This is a genomic window from Lentzea indica (assembly GCF_012184385.1).
Taxonomy (GTDB): Bacteria; Actinomycetota; Actinomycetes; order Mycobacteriales; family Pseudonocardiaceae; genus Lentzea; species Lentzea indica.
The window spans coordinates 1-16,723 of sequence record NZ_VSRL01000095.1 but is presented as its reverse complement, the minus strand read 5'-3'; the positions used below and the strand labels follow the sequence as shown (position 1 = coordinate 16,723).

At 67.3% G+C, this 16,723-nt stretch carries 15 protein-coding genes and 2 pseudogenes; 10 read left to right on the top strand and 7 right to left on the bottom strand.

The window, feature by feature from the left end; genetic code table 11:
* Positions 1–200: 200 nt before the first annotated feature.
* Positions 201–913, bottom strand: a pseudogene (locus tag FXN61_RS24870) (lysophospholipid acyltransferase family protein).
* Between the two features lie 24 nt (positions 914–937).
* Entirely contained in the window at positions 938–1,276 is a 339-nt protein-coding gene (locus FXN61_RS24865) for a hypothetical protein (protein WP_167976453.1), read from the bottom strand.
* 190 nt (positions 1,277–1,466) lie between these two features.
* On the opposite strand from FXN61_RS24865, the gene FXN61_RS24860 reads away from it, so the two are divergent.
* Positions 1,467–2,390 (top strand): GNAT family N-acetyltransferase, encoded by a 924-nt coding sequence (locus FXN61_RS24860; protein WP_167976452.1) that lies wholly within the window; start codon positions 1,467–1,469, stop codon positions 2,388–2,390.
* Here the strand turns inward: FXN61_RS24860 and FXN61_RS24855 are convergent.
* Positions 2,340–3,899 (bottom strand): sodium:solute symporter, encoded by a 1,560-nt coding sequence (locus FXN61_RS24855; RefSeq protein ID WP_167976451.1) that lies wholly within the window; start codon positions 3,897–3,899, stop codon positions 2,340–2,342. The genes FXN61_RS24860 and FXN61_RS24855 overlap by 51 nt on opposite strands.
* On the bottom strand, positions 3,887–5,014 hold the full coding sequence (locus tag FXN61_RS24850; protein WP_446684946.1) for an anhydro-N-acetylmuramic acid kinase: 1,128 nt from the start codon (positions 5,012–5,014) through the stop codon (positions 3,887–3,889). The genes FXN61_RS24855 and FXN61_RS24850 overlap by 13 nt, the downstream gene beginning before the upstream one ends.
* A gap of 114 nt (positions 5,015–5,128) precedes the next feature.
* Between FXN61_RS24850 and ftsY the strand changes: the two genes are divergently transcribed.
* Positions 5,129–6,427 carry a signal recognition particle-docking protein FtsY gene (gene ftsY, locus FXN61_RS24845; protein WP_167976450.1) on the top strand — a complete coding sequence of 433 codons (1,299 nt, stop codon included), beginning with the start codon at positions 5,129–5,131 and terminating at the stop codon, positions 6,425–6,427.
* An 89-nt stretch (positions 6,428–6,516) separates the two neighbouring features.
* On the opposite strand, the gene FXN61_RS24840 is transcribed toward ftsY, so the two are convergent.
* Positions 6,517–7,257, bottom strand: coding sequence for an IclR family transcriptional regulator (locus FXN61_RS24840; protein WP_167976449.1), 741 nt, complete (start codon positions 7,255–7,257; stop codon positions 6,517–6,519).
* Positions 7,258–7,333: 76 nt separating this feature from the next.
* Here FXN61_RS24840 and aceB point away from each other — a divergent pair, with 76 nt between their 5' ends.
* The 4 genes from aceB to FXN61_RS24820 all read left to right on the top strand — a co-directional run bounded on the left by aceB (position 7,334) and on the right by FXN61_RS24820 (position 11,841).
* Positions 7,334–8,818: a malate synthase A gene (gene aceB / locus FXN61_RS24835; protein WP_312877970.1), complete on the top strand. Its 1,485-nt coding sequence runs from the start codon at positions 7,334–7,336 to the stop codon at positions 8,816–8,818.
* Complete coding sequence (locus FXN61_RS24830) at positions 8,818–9,987, top strand: DUF6986 family protein (protein ID WP_167976448.1); 1,170 nt, start codon at positions 8,818–8,820, stop codon at positions 9,985–9,987. The genes aceB and FXN61_RS24830 overlap by 1 nt, the downstream gene beginning before the upstream one ends.
* Positions 9,988–10,062: 75 nt before the next feature.
* Complete coding sequence (locus tag FXN61_RS24825) at positions 10,063–10,530, top strand: Imm1 family immunity protein (protein WP_167976447.1); 468 nt, start codon at positions 10,063–10,065, stop codon at positions 10,528–10,530.
* A 30-nt stretch (positions 10,531–10,560) separates the two neighbouring features.
* Positions 10,561–11,841: an FAD-dependent oxidoreductase gene (locus tag FXN61_RS24820; protein WP_167976446.1), complete on the top strand. Its 1,281-nt coding sequence runs from the start codon at positions 10,561–10,563 to the stop codon at positions 11,839–11,841.
* Here the strand turns inward: FXN61_RS24820 and pucL are convergent.
* Entirely contained in the window at positions 11,768–12,646 is an 879-nt protein-coding gene (pucL, locus tag FXN61_RS24815) for a factor-independent urate hydroxylase (protein ID WP_167976445.1), read from the bottom strand. The genes FXN61_RS24820 and pucL overlap by 74 nt on opposite strands.
* A 5-nt stretch (positions 12,647–12,651) precedes the next feature.
* On the bottom strand, positions 12,652–13,173 hold the full coding sequence (gene uraD / locus FXN61_RS24810; protein WP_312877969.1) for a 2-oxo-4-hydroxy-4-carboxy-5-ureidoimidazoline decarboxylase: 522 nt from the start codon (positions 13,171–13,173) through the stop codon (positions 12,652–12,654).
* A gap of 62 nt (positions 13,174–13,235) precedes the next feature.
* Here uraD and FXN61_RS24805 point away from each other — a divergent pair.
* The 4 genes and pseudogenes from FXN61_RS24805 to FXN61_RS54535 form a co-directional block, all read left to right on the top strand.
* Positions 13,236–14,002 (top strand): annotated as a pseudogene (locus FXN61_RS24805) (hydroxypyruvate isomerase family protein).
* On the top strand, positions 13,999–14,871 hold the full coding sequence (locus FXN61_RS24800; protein WP_167976443.1) for an NAD(P)-dependent oxidoreductase: 873 nt from the start codon (positions 13,999–14,001) through the stop codon (positions 14,869–14,871). The pseudogene FXN61_RS24805 and the gene FXN61_RS24800 overlap by 4 nt, the downstream one beginning before the upstream one ends.
* Position 14,872: 1 nt before the next feature.
* On the top strand, positions 14,873–16,573 hold the full coding sequence (gcl, locus tag FXN61_RS24795; protein WP_167976442.1) for a glyoxylate carboligase: 1,701 nt from the start codon (positions 14,873–14,875) through the stop codon (positions 16,571–16,573).
* An 8-nt stretch (positions 16,574–16,581) separates the two neighbouring features.
* Positions 16,582–16,723 (top strand): glycerate kinase (locus tag FXN61_RS54535; RefSeq protein WP_167976441.1); only part of this gene is annotated, 142 nt, incomplete at its 3' end.

Below are 16,723 nucleotides of genomic sequence, written 5' to 3'. Positions count from 1 at the left end.
AGTCCAACCCCGACCGCGGCCTCTACCTCGGGCTGCGCCAGCGCGGTGACCTTCCTCTTCAGGGGAGAGAGGTCCCCCACACCACCGGCGGACGCAGCCCGGCGCCTGAAGGGGTGAAGTCCCCCAGTTCAACCTCACCTCTCCAGGTGCGCAGGGACCACTCTGCCCGACAGGCCTTGTGAAAACCTTGTAGCCGCAGGTCAGTCCCGGTTCGCGTCCAGTTTCGCCGCTTCTTCCGGCGAGGGTGCGGTGCCACCGAGGTGTGCCGGCGCCCACCAGGCGCCCGGCTCGGTCGGGTAGCCGGCCTGCGCGAGGTCCAGCAGGTCCTGCATCCGCTTGCGCAGCAGACCGTCACCGGAGTCGTCGGGGGAGGCCTCGAACGCTCGCCGATGAGGATGGTGACCGGCACGTGCCGCTGGGTGAGGTTCTTGGGACGGCCCTTGGTCCACAGTCGCTGGGTGCCCCACAACGCGGCGGGGATGAGCGGTACGCCGGCCTCGTGCGCCAGGCGGTTCGCGCCGGACTTGATGTCCTTGACCGTGAACGACCGGCTGATGGTGGCCTCGGGGAAGATCCCGACCACCTCGCCGGTGCGGAGCGCGGACAGGGCCTGCTGGTAGGAGGCCTGGCCCGCGCTCCGGTCGACGGGGATGTGGTGCATGCCGCGCATGAGCGGGCCTGCGATCTTGTTGGCGAAGATCTCATGCTTCGCCATGAACCGCGTGAGGCGCCCCGATGGGCGCGCTCCGTAGCCCGCGAAGATGAAGTCGAGGTAGCTGACGTGGTTCGACGCCAGCACTGCTCCACCCGTGCGCGGGACGTTGTGCGCCCCTTCAACGGTGATCTGCAGGTCCAGCACCTTGAACATGAGCTTCGCTGCGGCGATCACCGGGGGATATACGCGATCCGACATGCTTCCGAACGGTAGCCGGTAGAGCTACTGACCGGTAGCGGCCCCTTCGTGTTCTCGCATGACCTTTGGCACGCCCGCCAGGTCCTCGTCGTTGCAAAGCAGCTTGAGGTCGTAGTACGGGTTGCCGTGGGTGTCGTCGTAGTCAAGATGGACTGCGATGACGTCCACGGGTTCGCCAAGCCACTCCTGGGTCTGCCGCAGCCACGCGGCGGCGCGCTCCAGAGCAGTGGGCAGATCATCGTCTCGGAATTCGACCGGCCGGTAGGGAACACCCTGGACGCCGTCCCGGTTGTTCGCCGGCAAGGGCAGGTCGACGGCCACCCCGGATTCGTTGAGATCGAGTTGGATCGTTTCCTCACTCACTGTAGAAGAGTCCCCCACCCTCACCAGCCCTGCAAGCCCGAATCTGGGCGTCGTGCCGGCGACCGCCCACGATCGTGAGGCGGCATACCAGCGCCAGGGAGGCCGCCGGTGTGAGCGATGTCTCCCACCCGCTGAGCCGTCTGGGAAAACTCCCTCGCTTCGAACGGCCGTGCGAGCAACCATTCCTTCTATGTACGACATCCGTTTCGCCGAACCTGGCGACCTCGGCGCCACGATGGCGCTGCTGGTCCGGCTCCAGGCCGACAACGCGCATCACATCGGGTACCTCGGTGAGACAGTCGAAGAGCTCCGCGCGGAGCTCGGCGAGTTCGAGCCCAGCTGGGCCGACTGCACGGTGGTCGCCGTCGACGCCGACGACAACATCACTGGCATGCTCAGCGTGGAGATCGACGCGGAGCTGGGTCGCGCGTGGCTGCACGGGCCGTTCGTCGACGTACCGGTCAACCACCCGGCGGGCAGCCGCATCTGGGACCAGACCGCCGACGCGATGTTCCGCCGTGCCACCGAGCTCCTCGCCGGCGTCACCGATCTCGAGCTGTACGGGCACACCGCCCACCGACGACTGGCGGCGTTCGCCGAACGGCACGGCTTCTCGGCCGGCAAGGCGAGCGCCATCCACATACTCGACAACGGGGATCTGCGCACGTTGCTGCTGCGGGACGCGAAGTGTCCCAGCGAACGCGAGATGCGCGTCCTCCCGACCGATCCCTTCGTCCACGAGGCCGTGGCCGTCCTGCACGAACGATGTTTTCCGCGGACGTACCTGTCCGGCAAGCAACTCGTCGAGTCCAAACCGGAGACCCGCACGGTCGTCGTCGCCATGGACGGCCAACGCGTGCTCGGGTACGCCGCGGGCAAAGCTCAGCCGGAGGAGTACTACATCGACTTCGTGGCCGTCGAACCCGATGTTCGCGGCCAGGGCGTGGGCGCTGCTCTCGTCACCGAACTGCTGTGGAAGCTCGCGGCGGACCACGGTGCACGACCGCAGGCCGCCGCGTCCATCCACTCCGGCAACGAGTCGTCGCAGAACATGTTCGCCCGGCTAGGCTTTCGTCTTCACATCGAGCTCGTCGCGTACCGGCACAGCGCGTGAGTGCCGCAGTGACAGCAACCCACCGACAACCAGGGTGACCGCCACCCCCAGGGGCGTGTTCCACCATCCCGTCAAGGACTTCCGGGTCGCGTCGGCCTTCGCGAAGTCGATCGTCGGCGTGCTGCCGACGAACTTGACCCCGAGAATCACGAATCCGACGACCAGCACCGTCGTCACGAACGCGATGATCGCGTCCACCTGCCTGACGCGCTTGAAGATGAGGCCGAGGAGGAAGGCCCCGAGCAACGCGCCGTAGGTGTAGCCGGCGATGCCGAGCGCCTGCACCACGATCGGGTCAGCCGTGGTCTTGTTCGAAGAGGCGAACAGACCCGCGCAGACGATCAGCAGCCCTGCCCACACCAGGGTCCAGATCCGGCCGTGGCGCAGGCGTTCCTCGTCGGTCATCGGAGTCTTGCGAACGCGTTCGTAGACGTCCGTGACCGTGCTCGAAGCCAAGGCGCCCAACGACGACGACAGCGCGGCCGCGAGGATGCCCGCGATCACGAAGCCGGACAGGCCGCTCGGCAGGTCGTTGACGATGAAGTGGGCGAAGAGTTCGTCCTTGTTGTTGAGCTTCAGGTCCTTCACCGGGTCGACGCCGTTGTAGAACGCCCACATCATCACGCCGATGAACAGGAAGAACGCGAACTGCAGGAACACCACGAAACCGGAGGCGATCAACGCCTTCTGCGCGGACTTCACGTCGCGCGTCGCCATGAGCCGTTGCACGATCAGCTGATCCGCGCCGTGCGACGCCATCGACAGCAGCGCGCCACCGAAGAACGCCGCGATGAACGGGTAGGCGCCCGTCAGCGGTGACGAGGTGAAGTCGAAGAGCTGGAACTTGTCGGCGTCCGCGGCCTTGCCGAACCAGCCGTCGGGCAGCTGACCGGCCAGCACCCAGACCACGACGACGCCGCCGAGCACGTACCAGAGCATCTGGATGGCGTCGACCCACACGACCGCGCGAGCACCGCCGAAGAAGCTGTAGAACACCATCGCGATGCCCAGCGCCAGCACGATCGCCCAGTACGACGCGGTGATCCCGTACTCGGCGAGCACGACCTTGATCGGGATCGCCGTCGCGAAGAGCCGGATGCCGTCCGCGAGCAGGCGCGTGAAGAGGAACGTCACGGACGCCGTGGCGCGCATGCCGTTGCCGTACCGCTTGCCCAGGTACGCGTACGCCGTGACGAGATCACCGGCGATGTAGCGAGGCAGCAGCACGAAGCTGACGATGATGCGGCCGACGATGTAGCCGAGCGCGAGCGTCAGGTACGTCATGCCGCCCTGCGCGGGTGTCGCCATGTAGGCGATCACCGGCACGCTCAGCACGGTGAGCGTCGACGTCTCCGCGGACACGACCGAGAGGCAGACGACCCACCACGAGATGCGCTTCTCGCTGACGAAGTAGTCGGTGGACGACTTCTGCCTGCCGCCGATCCACGTGCCGAGCAACGGCATCCCGACGAGGAACAGGGCGATGATCGCGAGGTCTAGTCCGCGCATTTCGGTTCCCCCACTTTCAGCTTGGTCACGGCGGTGGTGACGGGCTCTGGCAGGCGCAACGGCCCGTTGCCCGGCGTGATGCTCCCGAGCAACCGCGGCCCGGACGCGCCGGTCGCGGACGGGGTGTTGCCAGGAACCCCGTGCCACGTCAGGAATCCGAGCAGTGCGGCGAGGTAGGCCTCCTTGCCGTCCCTGGGCAGGCCCAGGGAGTCGCTCATCTCCAGCGGGATCGGGTCGAGCGCCTTCGTCAGCGCCTCGACGAGCACAGGGTTGCGCATCCCGCCACCGGACGCGACGACCACGCTCGCGTCGTGCGCGCGGCAGGCGTCCGCGATGGTGCGGGCGGTCAGCTCCACGAGCGTTCTGAGCATGTCCTCGGCCTGGACCGTCGGAAAGCCTTGGAGGTACTCGGCGTTGAAGAGCTCCTTGCCCGTCGACTTGGGCCAGGGCTTGGCGTAGTACGGGTCCGCGAGGAGCTTCTTCAGGACGTCTTCCCGGACGGTGCCTCTGCGCGCGAACTCACCGTTGGTGTCCTGGCGTCTCTGGCCGTTGGAGAGGACCTCCATGACGGCGTCCATCAGCGCGTTGCCAGGGCCCGTGTCGTACGCGATGGGCGGGCTTCCTGGCCGCACCACGGTGATGTTCGCGATGCCGCCGATGTTCAGCGCGATCGCGGGAGCGTCACCGGCCAGCCAGAGCGCGTCGAGCGTGCTCGCCAGCGGGGCCCCTTGGCCGCCGGCCGCGACGTCTCTCACGCGGAGGTCGGCGATGACGGGGACGCCGGTCCGTTCGGCGATCCACGCGGGCTGGCCGAGCTGCAACGTGCCGAGGCAGTCGCCGTCCTGCACCTCGTGGTGGACGGTCTGCCCGAGCGAGGAGATCAGGTCCGCCGGCAGGTACCCGGCGGCGACTTCTCCGAAAGCCTGCCCGAGCGACGTGTCGAAGGCGCACACTTCAGCGAGGTCCCGTGGTTTCTCGAGCAGATCCTTCGGGAACGGGTGCTCGGCGCACTGCACCGGCACGAGCTCGACGACGTCACCGTCGATCGACAGGTCGGCGACGGCGACGTCGATACCGTCCATCGACGTGCCGGAAATCAGTCCGATCACCCTCACGACGTGTGGTCTATTCCACACTGTGGTCGGACGCAAGAGCTTTGGTGAAATCTTCGCCTAATTGAGCAACATGTGGTTGGCAGGTCACATGACGGCCTGTGAAACCATGGGCCCGTGTCGACGTCTTCCCTTGTCCTGATCCTCGTAGTCGTGGCGATCGTGCTGATCGCCGCGCTGGTGACCGGTGTGGTGCTGACGCGTCGCCGTCGCATCAGCCTCACCCAGAAGGAGGAGGCGCCGAGGCCTGGCGGATACCAGGCGTCGTCCGGGATCTCGCTGGCGCCGGCCGCCCCCGATGTCTCCGACGCCTCCGATGTTGTGGCGGCCCCGGAAGCCGCGGACACAGCGCCGGTCGAGCACCCGGTGGCCGACCGGACCGAGGTCGACGGCCAGCCGGGCGTGGGCGACGACGCCTCCGTGCCGCGTGACTCGGTGAAGCGCGGTTTCGTCGAGGTCGACCTGCCGGAAGAGGCGTCAGAGGTCGAGGAGATCGAGCCGACCGCGGGACGGCTGGAACGGCTGCGCGGCAAGCTGTCCAAGTCGCGCAACGCGTTCGGCACCTCGTTGCTGGGCCTGCTGGGTGCCGGCGACCTGGACGAGGACTCGTGGCAGGACGTCGAGGACACGCTGCTGATCGCCGACCTGGGCGCGGCCACGACCACCGAGATCGTCGACACGCTGCGCACGAAGATCGCCGGCTCCGCGGTGCGGACCGAGGCTGAGGCGCAGGCGTTGCTGCGCTCGGTCCTGGTCTCCGCGTTGGACCCGTCGATGGATCGGTCTTTGAAGGCGTTGCCGCATGCCGGCAAGCCCGCCGTGTTGCTGGTCGTCGGCGTCAACGGCGTCGGCAAGACGACCACCACGGGCAAGCTCGCGCGTGTTCTGGTCGCCGATGGCCGCACGGTGTTGCTGGGTGCCGCTGACACGTTCCGTGCCGCTGCCGCCGACCAGCTGGAGACCTGGGGCAAGCGGGTCGGCGCGGAGACCGTGCGCGGGCCTGAGGGCGGAGATCCGGCTTCTGTCGCCTTCGAGGCGGTCAAGCGGGGGGTGGACACCGGTGTTTCCACCGTGCTGATCGACACCGCTGGGCGGTTGCACACCAAGAAGGGCCTGATGGACGAGCTTGGCAAGGTCAAGCGCGTGGTGGAGAAGCAGGCCGTGGTGGACGAGGTTCTGCTGGTGCTGGACGCCACCACCGGGCAGAACGGGCTCACGCAGGCTCGGGTGTTCGCTGAGCAGGTCGACATCACCGGCATCGTGCTGACCAAGCTGGACGGCACCGCCAAGGGCGGGATCGTGTTCCAGGTGCAGCGGGAGCTCGGGGTGCCGGTGAAGCTCGTCGGCCTCGGTGAAGGTGCTGACCACCTGGCTCCGTTCGAGCCGGGCGCGTTCGTGGACGCCCTGCTCGGCTGATCTTGCCGGACCCGGTGAGCTCGGCTGATCTTGTCGGACCCTCTGAGTACGTTGAGTTGTAGGGGTTCCCAGCTCGGGGGACGCCTGCGTCAGCTTGCTCGGTCCGCGAGCCTCTTCGCGACAGCCAGCACTTCCGGCAGGATCCGTGACACCGCGTCCTTCGTCAGCCTGCCCTCAGGCCCTGACACCGACACCGCGGCCAGCGCGGGCCCGCCGACCACCGGCACCGCGATGCACCGGACGCCGAGTTCCTGTTCGGATTCGTCCAGCGCGTACCCGCGCTCCGCGATCTCGTCCAGCGAGTCGAGCAGCTCGGCCGCGTCCGTGATCGTGTTCGACGTGTAGGCGGGCAGTCCCGTGCGTTCCAACAGGGCGCGAACCTCATCGCGCGGCAGCTGCGACAGCATCGCCTTGCCGACGCCGGTGCCGTGGGGCAACAGCCGGCGGCCCACCTCGGTGAACATGCGCATCGAGTGCTTCGAGGGCACCTGCGCGACGTAGACGACCTCGTCGCCGTCCAGCACTGCGAGGTTTGCCGTCTCCTCGACTGAGTCAACTAGTTGCGAGAGGAACGGGCGCGCCCACGTGCCGTACTGGCGGGAGGCTGTCTCGCCGAGGCGGATCAGGCGCGAGCCGAGGGTGTAGCGGCGGTTGCTGTTCTGGCGCACGTAGCCCAGCGTGACGAGGGTGCGGATGAGACGGTGGATCGTGGGCAGCGGTAGACCCGAGGTCGACGCGAGCTCGGAGAGCGAGGCTTCGCCGCCCGCGTCGGCCAGGCGTTCCAGCAGGTCGAACGCCCTTTGCAACGACTGCACGCCACCTGTCGACACGTGCGTCTCCTCTCGTTGCAGTTCCGCAATGCAAAAACTATAGTCCACACAGCAAAACCGAGAGAGGTGGATCCAGGTGCAGGTCCTCACTGCCGAGGCTCTTGAGTTCGTTGCGAAGCTGCACGAGGCGCACGCCGCCCGCCGGGACGAGCTGCTCGCCCTGCGCAAGGAGCGCCGGCCTCTCGGCTTCCTGCCCGAGACGCAGCACGTCCGTGACGGCGAGTGGCAGGTGGCGCCGGCGCCCGAAGCACTGCGGGACAGGCGCGTGGAGATCACCGGGCCGACCGAGCGCAAGATGACGATCAACGCGCTCAACTCCGGTGCCAAGGTGTGGCTGGCGGACCTCGAGGACGCGAACACCCCGCACTGGGACAACGTCGTGCAGGGCCAGGTCAACCTTTACGAGGCGGCGCGCGAGACGATCGAGTACACCTCGCCGGAGGGCAAGGAGTACAAGCTCAAGGGCGGTCCGTACCCGACGATCGTCGTCCGGCCGCGCGGGTGGCACCTCGACGAGCGCAACCTCGAGTTCGGCGGGCGCACGGCCGTTGGCGCGCTGGTCGACTTCGGGCTGCACTTCTTCCACAACGCCGAGCTGGGCAGGCCCTACTACTACCTGCCGAAGATGGAGTCACACCTCGAAGCACGGCTGTGGAACGACGTTTTCACCACGGCGCAGAAGCTTCTGAACGTCCCGTACGGCACGATCCGTGCGACGGTGCTCATCGAGACGATTCCGGCCGCGTTCGAGATGGAGGAGATCCTCTACGAACTGCGCGACCACGCGTCAGGGCTCAACGCCGGTCGGTGGGACTACCTGTTCAGCGTCATCAAGTACTTCCGGGACGCGGGCGCGGACTACGTGCTGCCGGACCGCAACAGCGTGACGATGACGGCGCCGTTCATGCGCGCGTACACCGAGCTTCTGGTGAAGACGTGCCACAAGCGCGGGGCGTTTGCCATGGGTGGCATGGCGGCGTTCATTCCGAACCGGCGCGACCCGGAGGTCACGGAGAACGCGCTGCGCAAGGTGCGTGAGGACAAGACCCGCGAGGCGACCGACGGTTTCGACGGGTCGTGGGTCGCGCACCCGGACCTGGTGCCGATCTGCCGCGAGATCTTCGACGGGGTGCTCGGCGACAGGCCGAACCAGATCGACAAGCAGCGTCCCGAGGTCAGCGTCACGGCCGAGCAGCTTCTGGACTTCAAGTCGGCCGGCGGTGCGGCGACGCGAGCTGGACTCGAAAGCGCTGTCGACGTCGGGGTGCGGTACATCGCGTCCTGGCTGGGTGGCAACGGTGCGGCGGCCATCCACAACCTGATGGAGGACGCGGCCACCGCGGAGATCTCGCGCTCGCAGATCTGGCAGTGGATCAACAACAAGGTCGTGCTCGACGACGGCACGCAGGTCACCGCCGACGCGGTCAGGGAAGTCCTGGCACGCGTGGGGAAGGGACTTGAGGGTCCGCACGTCGCGGCGGCCGTCGAGCTGTTCGAACAGGTCGCGTTGTCCGAGGACTTCGTCGACTTCCTCACGCTACCGGCCTACGAGCGCATCTGATGTATCAGACATCGCTGTCGCCAGAGGACGTCGCGCGGGTGACCGCACGGCTGTCCACTGTGGAACGCAGCTGGCCGGTGGGCAGGCAGCCCGTGCACACCTGCTACGTGCCCGCCGGTCGCATCATCGCTTCCACGGTCGCCGACTGGGGCCGGGAGGCGCTGGAGTCGATCGAACCGGAACTGCTCCCCGAACTGCCCGAGGGCGTGCTGGACCGCGTCGAGGCCAAGCTGGATCGCGAGCCGATCGAGGACCTGCGGATCGACTTCGAGGACGGCTACGGCGCGCCGGAGGACGACGTCGAGGACATGGACGCCGAGAGCACGGCGCACATCGTGTCCCGCTGGCTGGAGGCTGGCACCGCGCCGCCGTCGTTCGGGCTGCGGATCAAGTCGTTCGACACCAAGGCGTTGCGCGAGCGCGGACTGCGCACGCTGGACATCTTCCTGACAGCATTGGGAGAGGTTCCGCCAGGTTTTGTGATCACTTTCCCGAAGGTGACATCAGCCGACCAGGTCGAGGTGTTCGGGGAGGTGCTTGACCTCTTCGGGAAGGCCCTGAGGTTCGAGATCCAGGTCGAGACCACGCAGTCCGTTGTGGACGGCGAAGGCCGGCTCGCGATCCCTCGGTTCATCGAGGCGGGTCGCGGCAGGGTGACAGGTCTGCACTTCGGCACCTACGACTACACGGCGGGCTGCGGGCTCTCCGCGGCGCAGCAACACCTGGCGCACGGCGCGTGCGACTTCGCGCGGCACGTCATGCAGGTTTCCGCTGCTGGAACGGGTGTGCGGCTGTCGGACGGCTCCACCAACGTGCTCCCCGTCGGCGATCAGAAGAGGCACGGCTGGGACACGCACTACCGGCTCGTGCGGCGATCGCTGGAGCACGGTTTCTACCAGGGTTGGGACCTGCATCCCGCGCAACTGGTGACGCGTTACGCGGCCGTTTACGCCTTCTACCGAGAGGGTTTGGACGCGGACGCAGCGCGTTTGAAGTCCTATGTGCAGCGCGTCTCAGGGGGTGTTCTGGACGAACCGGCGACCGCCCAGGCGTTGTCGTACTCCTTCCTCCGAGCGGTGGACTGCGGTGCGCTCGATCCGGTGGAAGTGCAGGTCGCAACAGGTCTGGACGAGTCAGCATTGAGGGGGCTCGCGACCCGGTCGAGCTGATCGGGTCATCACCCGTTCGTGTGGTTCTGTCAATGGGTGTCGAATGTTCCCGGCAATGGGGGCAGGGTGGCTCGCATGAGCATGCGTGCTGGTCTCTGGACTGGTCTACCCGACCTCGACGTGGCGGAGCACAAGTACCAGGTCGTCGCGTGCGAAGCGGATGTGGACACGGTGATCGGGCTGCTGGGGCGCCCCGAGTGCAACGACGGATCGCTCGACCACTTCGGGAGGCCCCTCACCGCCGAGGGGGACCCCGATCACAACGTCGTGCTCGCCGTGCGGGGCGAGTGGGGCTACATGTACTACGTCGACAACACGTTCATGGGGTGGCCGAAGGGGTCGGAGGAAGCGCCGTACGTCAACGAGAAGTACACGGACTTCCCGCCCGGCGTCGGCGTTCCACTCGACCTGTACCGGCAGCTGCTGATCGAGTTCATGACGACTGGGGAGCGCCCGACAGGTGTCGACTGGTACAGCGAGGCTGATCTCTTCCACTCGTGGCGCGACCAGCAGATGTCGTTGCGCGGTACCGAGAACCGGTGACTCTCGGCTGATCGCTGGTTCAATGGGCCCATGAAGGCCGTGGTGGTAGGTGGGGGAATCGCCGGGTTGCTGGCGGCTCGCGTGTTGAGTGAGTCGCACGATGTCGTTGTCCTGGAACGGGACAAGCTGTCCGACGAACCCACGTACCGCTCGGGTGTGCCGCAGGGCAGGCACGTGCACGGGTTGCTCGTGCGCGGCGGCGAGATCATGGAGGGCCTGTTCCCCGGTCTGCGCGACGAGCTAGTGGCGGCAGGGGCGCCACTAGCCGACGCGGGGGACATGCGGATCCTCAACTCGCTCGGATGGCTGGCCACGACGCACACCGGCCTGCCGCTGCTGTCGTTGAGCCGCCCGTTGCTGGAGACCTGCATCAGGCGACGCGTCACCGCGAAGATCGTGGACGACGTGCACGTCACCGGGCTGTCGTTCCGCGGCGGCGACGTGGACGGCCTGCTCACGCGCGACGGCAGGATCGAGGCGGACCTGGTCGTCGACGCGTCCGGCCGGTCGTCGAAGCTGCCGGCCTGGCTCGCCGAGGCGGGGATCACGGCGCCGGAACCCGAGGTGGTCGACTCCCGCACCGGGTACGCGACCCGGATCTACACCGCGCCGAAGGACTTTCCGGTGGTGTACGCAGAGAGCCTGTCGGCTCCGGACATCACGCGTGGCTGTGCGGTGATGCGCATTGAGGGTGACCGGCTGGTGGTCACCGCGCAGGGTGCCGCCGGCGATCACGCGTCGCGGGATCTCGACGGCTACCAGGAGTTCCTGGACTCTTTGCGGGTGCCGATCTCGGAGCTGCTCGCCGAGGCCGAGCCGCTCACGCCGGTCTACCTGTTCGCCCGCACTGCCAGTCGCCGCAACGCTTTCGAGACCATCGCGAACTGGCCGGGTGGGCTGGTGGCGGTGGGCGACGCCGTGTGCGCGTTCAATCCCGTGTACGGGCAGGGCATGACCGTGGCGGCGATGGAGGCGCTGTTGTTCCGGCAGCACAACGACTTCAGCGCCAAGGGTTGCCGGGCGTTCCAACGCAAGGTCGCGAAGGCCGCGCAGGGACCGTGGGCGCTGTCCAGCAACGCCGACCGCAGTTGGGTGGAGACCAGGCGTGGAGGCGTGCTCGGCTGGTACCTCAAGAAGTGGGAGGCCGGGATCGTGCACGACCCCGACCTGTTCCGCCGCTTCGTCAGGGTCGTGCACATGGTCGCCTCGCCGGCGAGCCTGCTCAACCCCGTGGTGTTCAGAAGGCTGGCAAAGTACTCCAGGCAAGACCTGCGTCAGGGGCGTCGTCCCGCAGGATCGAGCCCTCGATGAGGCCGTACGGGCGGTCCGCGGCGTAGAAGACCTCGTTGTCGTTCTGCAGGCCGAACGCGCTCAGGTCCACCAGGAAATGGTGCTTGTTCGGCATGGAGAGCCGTACTTCGGCTACCTCCGGACGGGCGTTCAGCACCGCCTCACCCATCGCGTACAGAGTCTGCTGCAACGACAGGGAGTGCTTGTCCGCGAACGTCTTCAGCATGATCGACCGGATCTCGGTGAACGACTTCGCCCAGTCCACTTCAACACCCGCATAACGCCAGCGGGCCGTCACCGACGTCGCCAGGATGCGGTCGTTGGTCTCCTTCAACGTCGTGTACGGGTCCTTCGGGTAGCCGTGGAACTCCGACCCGGTGGACTTCAGCACCACCAGGTCGCGCACGCCCGACACGACCCACGCCTGTGAGCCCTCGATCGTCACGGCGGTGGTGCGCTTCTCGTTCGAGCCGTGCACGAACGCGTGGTCGTGGCCGTCGATGCGCTCCCAGGCGTGCGCGTCGATCAGGATGCGCGCACCCGTGATCGCCTCCTGCGAGCTCACGAAGTGACGGCCAAGGCGCAGCGCGAAGTCCTCGATCTCGCCGACCGGGGCTTCCTTGGCGAACGCGTAGACGGTGTTCTTCTGCGTGTCGGTCGCGAGCACCTTGGCGTTGTCGCCGGTCAGGTGGGTGTCGGCGAGGTCTCCGCGGAGCGACGTGCTGACCGTCAGGTCTTTGATCGTGTGCACGGAACCGTTGCGCGACACCGTGACGAGGCGGTTCTCCGCCTTTCCGTACTGGTTCGGGCCCAGGACGATGGCCATGTTGTTCAGCTCCCGATCAGCTTCTGCAGCCGCAAGGCGGCGATCTTCGCGAGTTCGTCGTTGACGACGCGGAGCTCGACATCCGGCGGGTTGTCCATCCTGCTGGACAGGTTGTCGAGCATCTCCGCACCGCTCAGGCCGGTCGCGCACACCAGGTAGATGTGCCCGAACCGATCCTCGTACGCGGCGTTCGCAGCCGCCAGGCGATCAGCCTGGGAGCTGTCCACACCGGACTGTTCGGACCGCGACCACTTCGCCGACACCCCACCTGTCTTCTGTCGTTCGCCGATGCGCGGGTGCCCGGCGATGGCGCCGAGCACCTCCTCGTCGGAAAGTCCTTGTGCGGCAACCGAAGAAGCCGCGAGGAGTGCATCCATCGACGCGTAGGGCCTGCCCGCCACCATCGCGTCGACCCAGCGGGGTACCGCGAGGCACTCGGTGAGCAGAGGTCGCAGTTCGGCCTCCGGGGCGCTGTTGAAGCTCTCCACGGCTCTCCAAGTTTCTGTATCGCGGAATCTAGTTTCCACATTCTTGACCGCAGCCGAGTGAGATGTCTAGTGTCTCCATAGAGCGAAATTGAACTTCCGTAATGTGGAAGGAACTGCCGAAGATGTTCGACGCAAACCTGTCCATGCTCTTCACGGAACTGCCGTTGCTGGAGCGCCCGGCCGCGGCGCGGGCCGCCGGGTTCGACGCGGTCGAGATCTGGTGGCCGTTCGCGGACGCCGTACCCGAGACGCGCGAGATCGAGGCGTTCGAAGCCGCCATCGAGGACGCCGGTGTGCGTCTGGTCGGCCTCAACTTCTACGCGGGCGACATGCCGGCGGGTGATCGTGGACTTGCCTCCTGGCCTGGCAGGGAGACGGAGTTCCGGACGAACGTCGAGGTCACCGTCGCCATCGCGGCCCGCCTCGGCTGCCGCACGCTCAACGCGCTGCACGGCAACTTCGAGACCACCGCGCAGACCATCTCGAACTACCGCTTCGCCGCCGACGTCGCGGCCGAGGTCGCGCGCAGCTGGTCGTCGAGCCGCTGAGCGGCGCGCCGAAGTACCCGATCAAGACCGCCCAACAGGCGTTCGAGCTGATCGACGAGATCGATCGCGGCAACGTGAAGCTGCTCGCCGACCTCTACCACCTCGCCACGAACGGCGACGACCTCGACACCCTCGCCGACCACGTAGACCGCATCGGTCACGTGCAGATCGCCGACGCTCCCGGACGCGGTGAGCCCGGCACCGGCGAGCTCGACATCTTCGGGCACCTGCAGAAGCTCCGCGCCAACGGCTACACGGGCTTCGTGGGCGCCGAGTACAAGCCCGTCACCCACTCCTTTGCTTGGAGGGACAACGCATGACCCGGCCAAAGGGATCCACTGTTGCTTTCATCGGACTCGGCATCATGGGCTCGCCGATGGCGGCCCACCTGGTAGCCGCCGGGCACGACGTGACGGGCTTCGACCTCAGCTCGGCCTCGCTGGAGAAGCTCGTCGCCGACGGGGGCAAGGCGGCAACCTCGGCCCAGGAAGCCGTGACCGGCTCCGAGGTCGTCATCACGATGCTGCCGAACCACCCGCAGGTGGAAGAGGTCGTCAACAGCGTCACCTTCGACGACGGCACCCTGCTGATCGACATGAGCACGATCCGCCCGTCCACGTCGATCGAGATCGCGCGCAAGCTCAGCAACGTCCGCGTGCTCGATGCACCGGTCAGCGGCGGCCAGACGGGTGCCCAGCAGGCGTCGCTCAGCATCATGGTCGGTGGGGACGAAGCCGACTTCGCCGCCGCCAGGCCGTTGCTGGAGATCGTCGGCAAGACGATCGTCCACGTCGGACCGCACGGCGCCGGCCAGGTGGTGAAGGCCGCGAACCAGCTGATGGTCGGCGGCATCTACGCGCTGGTGGCCGAGTCGATCGTGCTGCTGGAGGCGTCCGGCGTCGACCCGAAGGCGGGCTTGGACGTGCTCGCGGGCGGTCTCGCGGCGAACCGGATCCTCGACCTCAAGCGGGAGACGATGATCGCGCGCGAGTTCCAGCCGGGCTTCCGGATCGACCTGCACCACAAGGACATGGGCATCGCACTGGACGCGGCACGCGCCGCCGACGTCGCGCTGCCGGTCACCAACCAGATCGCCGCACTCGTTGCGGCGGCACGCGCGCAGGGCTACGGGTCGCTCGACCACTCCGCGCTGCTCAAGGTCATCGAGAACTTCGCGGGAAGGGCCTGACATGCCGAAGATCCCAGTCATGCAGGCCGTCGTCGAGGTCCTGAAGTCCGAGGGCATCGACACCGTGTTCGGGTGCCCCGGCGCCGCGATCCTGCCGCTGTACAAGGCGATGGAGCAGGACGGTTCCATCGAGCACCTCATCGTGCGCCACGAAGAGGGCGCCACGCACATGGCCGACGGCTGGTCGCGCACGACCGGAAACGTCGGTGTCGCGATCGGCACGTCCGGACCCGCAGGCACGAACATGATCACCGGTCTCTACACCGCGCAGGCCGACAGCGTGCCGATCCTGTGCATCACCGGTCAGGCCGCGGTGTCGAAGCTGCACCAGGAGGCGTTCCAGGCCGTCGACATCGTCTCGATCGCCGCACCAGTCACGAAGTGGGCGGTGCAGGTCAAGGAAGCCGCGCAGATGCCGTGGATCTTCCGCGAGGCGTTCCGGATCGCCCGCTCAGGCAGGCCGGGTCCGGTGCTGATCGACCTGCCGATCGACGTGCAGAAGCAGGAGATCGAGTGGGACTCCTCGATCGACGAACCGTTGCCCGTCCCGAAAAGCGTGCCCTCCGACGCACGTGTGGAACGGGCGCTGGAGATGCTGCTGGCCGCCGAACGCCCGCTGCTGCTCGCCGGTGGCGGTGTCATCCTCGGTGAGGCGTCCACCGAGCTGCTGGACTTGGCCGAGTTCCTGCAGATCCCGATCCAGGCCACGTTGATGGGCAAGGGCGCCATCGACGAGGACCACCCGCTCTACGCGGGCATGACCGGCATCCAGACCTCGCAGCGCTACGGCAACGCGTCGTTCCTGGAGTCCGACCTCGTGCTGGCGCTCGGCGCGCGGTTCGGCGACCGGCACACCGGTGACCTCGCGACCTACCGCGGCGACCGGAAGTTCATCCACGTCGACGTCGAGCCGACGCAGATCGGCAAGGTGTTCGGGCCCGACCTCGGGATCGTCGCGGACACCAAGCTGTTCCTGCAGGCGTTGCTCGAGAAGGCAAAAGCGCGTGGACCGCGTGCGGCCGGCGCGTGGGTCGACCGGTGCCAGGAGCTCAAGCGGACCCTGTTGCGGCGCGAGGACTTCGACACCGTGCCGGTCAAGGCGCCGCGGGTCTTCAAGGAGATCAACGACTTCTACGGCCCGGACACCTACTTCGTCACGGCGATCGGGCTCTACCAGATCTGGTCCGGTCAGCATCAGAAGGCGCACAAGCCGCGCCACTACCAGGTGTGTGGCCAGGCAGGCCCGCTCGGCTGGGAGATCCCCGCCGCGATCGGCGTCAAGAAGGCCAAGCCCGACGCCGAGGTCGTGGGCATCGTTGGCGACTACTCGTTCCAGTTCCTGGTCGAGGAGCTCGCGGTCGGCGCACAGTACGACGTGCCGTTCGTGCTGATCATGCTGAACAACGAGTACCTGGGCCTGATCCGGATGGCGGAGGACCACGGTGGCTACGACATGAAGTACGAGGTCGACATCCACTACGACACCACCGGCTCGGACAACGTGAAGATCATGGAGGCCTACGGCTGCTCCGGCATCCGCGTGGCCGATCCCGGCGAGATCCGCTCCTCGCTGGAGTGGGCGCGCAAGGAGGCCGATCGCACGTCACGGCCGGTGCTCGTGGAGATCATGATCGAGCGCGAGGGCAACACCGCGAACGGCACGTCCATCGCCGCGATGAAGGAATTCGAGCCCATCCCGTGAGCCGAGTGATCCCCAAAGTGATCATCGCGCCGGACAAGTTCAAGGGTTCGCTCACCGCCCCGCAGGTCGCCGCCGCCGTCGCGCGCGGCCTGCGGGAGGCGGCCCCGGACGTGGACGTGCGCCTCCTCCCGGTGGCAGACGGCGGCGACG

What these genes read in the sequence shown, in the direction of transcription:
- pucL (WP_167976445.1), bottom strand. Translation starts at nt 12,646, where the DNA reads ATGGCCATCGTCCTGGGCCCGAACCAGTACGGAAAGGCGGAGAACCGC.
- FXN61_RS24830 (WP_167976448.1), top strand. Translation starts at nt 8,818, where the DNA reads ATGTATCAGACATCGCTGTCGCCAGAGGACGTCGCGCGGGTGACCGCA.
- gcl (WP_167976442.1), top strand. Translation starts at nt 14,873, where the DNA reads ATGCCGAAGATCCCAGTCATGCAGGCCGTCGTCGAGGTCCTGAAGTCC.
- FXN61_RS24820 (WP_167976446.1), top strand. Translation starts at nt 10,561, where the DNA reads ATGAAGGCCGTGGTGGTAGGTGGGGGAATCGCCGGGTTGCTGGCGGCT.
- FXN61_RS24855 (WP_167976451.1), bottom strand. Translation starts at nt 3,899, where the DNA reads ATGCGCGGACTAGACCTCGCGATCATCGCCCTGTTCCTCGTCGGGATG.
- FXN61_RS24800 (WP_167976443.1), top strand. Translation starts at nt 13,999, where the DNA reads ATGACCCGGCCAAAGGGATCCACTGTTGCTTTCATCGGACTCGGCATC.
- FXN61_RS24860 (WP_167976452.1), top strand. Translation starts at nt 1,467, where the DNA reads ATGTACGACATCCGTTTCGCCGAACCTGGCGACCTCGGCGCCACGATG.
- FXN61_RS24825 (WP_167976447.1), top strand. Translation starts at nt 10,063, where the DNA reads ATGAGCATGCGTGCTGGTCTCTGGACTGGTCTACCCGACCTCGACGTG.